Origin of the sequence: Pinisolibacter sp. (genome assembly GCF_036782435.1) — a bacterium.
Taxonomy (GTDB): Bacteria; Pseudomonadota; Alphaproteobacteria; order Rhizobiales; family Ancalomicrobiaceae; genus CALBKH01.
Map to the genome: position 1 here is coordinate 1 of NZ_DAIPZB010000103.1, position 3,526 is coordinate 3,526.

2 protein-coding genes are annotated in these 3,526 nt (G+C 68.1%); one reads left to right on the plus strand and one right to left on the minus strand.

Annotated features, from left to right (window positions below; translation table 11 throughout):
* Positions 1-579: 579 nt before the first annotated feature.
* Positions 580-2,124, plus strand: a complete 1,545-nt coding sequence (locus V7Q42_RS21325; RefSeq protein ID WP_333826284.1) for a class I SAM-dependent methyltransferase — start codon at positions 580-582, stop codon at positions 2,122-2,124.
* Between the two features lie 257 nt (positions 2,125-2,381).
* Here the strand turns inward: V7Q42_RS21325 and V7Q42_RS21330 are convergent.
* Positions 2,382-3,526 (minus strand): S1C family serine protease (locus V7Q42_RS21330; RefSeq protein WP_333826285.1); only part of this gene is annotated, 1,145 nt, incomplete at its 5' end.

A 3,526-nucleotide genomic window follows, 5' to 3' on the forward strand; every position in this document is an offset into this window, starting at 1 on the left:
CACATTAAACGCATCAAATCAACATGATGGTCCAACCGCGCACAGGTCTCATAATTGCTCATCGGCGATGATCCGAACGTCTGCGGCCGGCCGAACGTGGCGGCCTAAGGACGCCGCCCATATCGGCGCCCCCCCGCCGGCCAACCGCCAGCTACACCACCTCGGGGGACGCGAACAAGAAGTCGGTAGGCGCTCGAGGAGAGATGCGACTCCACGACATCGTCCGCCTGCCGTGTACATTGTCGATCGTTCCGGTCGGTGTCGAGCCGACTCACGCTTCGATGACACCGCCAGTTTCCCGACGACAATACCCGATCCGGTACTGTCGATGGATGATCGGATCGTTCCGAACTTCTACAACTTCACCATGCCGTATCTTTGTCGCAGAAGAGAGATCTCTCGATGTTGTCGCGCGGTCCGGGAGCGGCCATGTCGGCGGCTCACGAGAACCACCGACGATGATCACGCATTCGTTCCCTCCGGGGCCCGACTTCTCGATGGCCGGCCGGCGAGCGACTTCCTATCGTCCTTCTCCGCGCCGCGATTCACGGGGCCGGCCACCGCCAGGGGACCTCTCGCATGCCGATCGAAAACTGGAGTGGCGGCTACGATGTCGGGCTCGAGTACGTCTTCGACCATCATCCGGAGATGGACCCCTCGCGGGTCGGATGGGCACTGTGGCGGGCCGGCCTTGCGGCGCCGGAGATCCGCACCGCCTGCGAACTGGGTTATGGGCAGGGTGTCGGCGTGGTGCTCCACGGGACGGCCGGCGATGCCGCGTGGTGGGGCTGCGATTTCATGCCGGGCCATACCGCAGGGGCACGCGACCTCGCCCGGGCCGGTGGCGCGCCGATCACGCTGGGCGAGGACAGTTTCGCCGAGTTCGCGGCTCGCGACGACCTGCCGATGTTCGACTACGTCGCGTTGCACGGGGTGTGGAGTTGGGTCTCGGCCGAGGATCGCCGCACCATCGTGGCATTCCTGCGGCGGCGTCTCGTCAGCGGCGGCGTCGTCTACATCAGTTACAACGTTCGCGCCGGTTGGTCGCAACACCAGCACCTGCGCAATCTCCTGAAGCAGTTCGTCGAACGGCACACGCCGGCGGCGACGCCACCGGGCGAGCGGATCGATGCGGCGCTCGACTACCTGGAGCGGCTCGCCCCGACCATTCCGGCATCGGGCGCATCCTCCATGACCTTCGCGGAAAGCGTCGCGCATTTCCGATCGATGGACCGCCGCTATCTGGCGCACGAACTCCTGCACGACGAATGGGCGGCCTTCGACTTCCCCGACGTGGTTCGCGATCTGGCGGCGGCGAAGCTGACCTACGCGGGATCGGCCGACCTGCTCGACACCGTCGCGGCGATCGGCACGACACCCGAACAGGCCGACTTTCTCGGGCGGATCGACGACCCGATCCTGCGGGAGGCGACCCGCGACGTCATGATCGGCCGCCGGTTCCGCCACGATCTCTTCGTCCGGGGACCGCGCGTCCTGCCGACCTCGCGGTTGGTCGAGGGGATCCGCGATCGACGCGTGATCCTCACGCGGCCGGCCCGCGAGGTCTTCGACAAGTTCTCCGGCGCTCAGGGCAAGGGCGTTCTTCGCAAGGAGACCTATCTCGCTCTCGTCGCCGGGCTCGGCGATCTCGTGGCCCACCGGATCGGCGACGTCTTCGACACCGCCGCCGCGCCGGGCACGACGCTCGGGCAGATCTTCGAGGCGATCAGCGTTCTCGTCGCGATGGGCGATGTCGCTCTGGTGCAGAGCGACGAGGCGACGCAGACGGCGCGGCCGCGGACCGCTCGGTTGAACGCCGAGATCGCCCGCCGCGCCCGCGACGGCTCGGAGATTTCGGCTCTGGCGAGCCCGATCACCGGCGGCGGGATCGCCTGCGACCTGATCGAGCGGTTGTTCGTCGACGCCTACCTCGCGGGTTCGCGCACCTCCGCCGATTGGGCCGAGCATGCGCGGGAATGCCTGTCGATGCTGGGTTGGGACATCGGGTCGGACGGGGACGGAGCGGGAGGTGAGGCGGATCGCCTCGGCGAACTCCGGCAGCTCGCCGACCGCTTCCTCGCCGACCGTCTCCCACAACTGCGCGCCCTCGGTGTCGTCGACTGAATCATGGGCCCGGTCGGTCGTGACGGGCGCCCATCGAGTGGTCCAGGTCGATCGTCGATCGAGGGTCGGCCCGGCGCCAGGGCGGGCGTCGAAGCTGGTCGGGGTTGCGGAGGTGCTCGCCCTCGCGTCGTCGGGATGAAGACCTCGAGCGCAGCTGGTTCCGCTGCCGTCGACGCGCGCACCTGTGCAATCGCGTATGCGCGGGTACATGGGCGACGTGCGCCCGTGCGGAACCGCGGGTGGGAGCGGCGATCGGATCAGCGGCTGCGGCAGATGACCAGGCCGGAGAAGTCCTTGGCGATCTCGGCGACGTCGGCGACCGATTTGTCGGCGGTGGTGGCTTCCTGGGCGTAGGGGATCTCGTTGGCGTCGAGGAACAGTGCCAGGACGCTCGACTTGATGGCGAAGTTGACGTTCTGCAGCACCTCGACGCCGCCGGCGACGCGCGACTTGATGTCGGTCTTGGCGACGACGACGCCGACCACTCGGCCCGACTGGTCGACCACCGCGCCGCCGGAGTTGCCGGATTGGACGGGGGCGGAGATCTGCATCCGGGTGACGTCTTCGCGCGGGCCGGCGAGAGCGGAGATCAGGCCGGTGGTGAGATTGCCGGTGACGGTCAGCTCGCCGACCAGCGGATAGCCGAACAGCACGATCGAATCACCGAGCCGGGCGGCCCGGCCACCACGCAGGCGAGCGACGCTGGCGGGCTTCACCGCGGCCTGAAGGACCGCGAGGTCGTTCTGCGGCGAGCGCGCCTTGACGGTGGCGGCGACGGTGTCGCCGCTCGGCAGCTTGATCCGGGTCTCGGCGCAGTTCTCGACGACATGGGCGTTGGTGACGAGATGGCCGGCTTCGGAGACGAAGAAGCCGGTGCCGGTGGAGAGCGACGGGCGCTTCTCGGGCTCCGGTTTCGCCGGCTCGGGCTTGGCGACGGCGACGGCCGGGGCGCGCTGCGGCTCGGGCTTCTCCTCGTTCTCCGGCTTCGCCTCGTCGATCACCAGACGGCCGTCGCGCAGGTCCTTCGTGCAGTCCAGGGTGGCGGAAACGGCGGCGCGGGTGCCGGAGAGGTTGAAGCCGTCGAGCCGGCGGCCGCGCAGGTCGAGGCGGACCGACGAGTAGTTGGCGAAGTCGAGGACGAATTCGGACTTGATCTTCTCCAGCGCCAGACCGGGGAGTGTGCCGGCGCGGACGCCGATGGCGGTTCCCTTCCAGCGCTTGCGGCCGTCGAAGGTGAGGGCGATGTCGTAACGGGCGCCCGCCTGGACCTGGGTCCAGTCGCGGTTGGCGTAGAGCATGAAGGCGCTGTCGGTGCGTCGGTCGAAGCCGACCTCGATCACCGTGCCCGACTGATGAGACCTGTGCGCGGTTGGACCATCATGTTGATTTGATGCGTTTAATG

Coding starts and splice junctions, on each gene's coding strand:
- V7Q42_RS21325 (WP_333826284.1), top strand. CDS start 580: ATGCCGATCGAAAACTGGAGTGGCGGCTACGATGTCGGGCTCGAGTAC.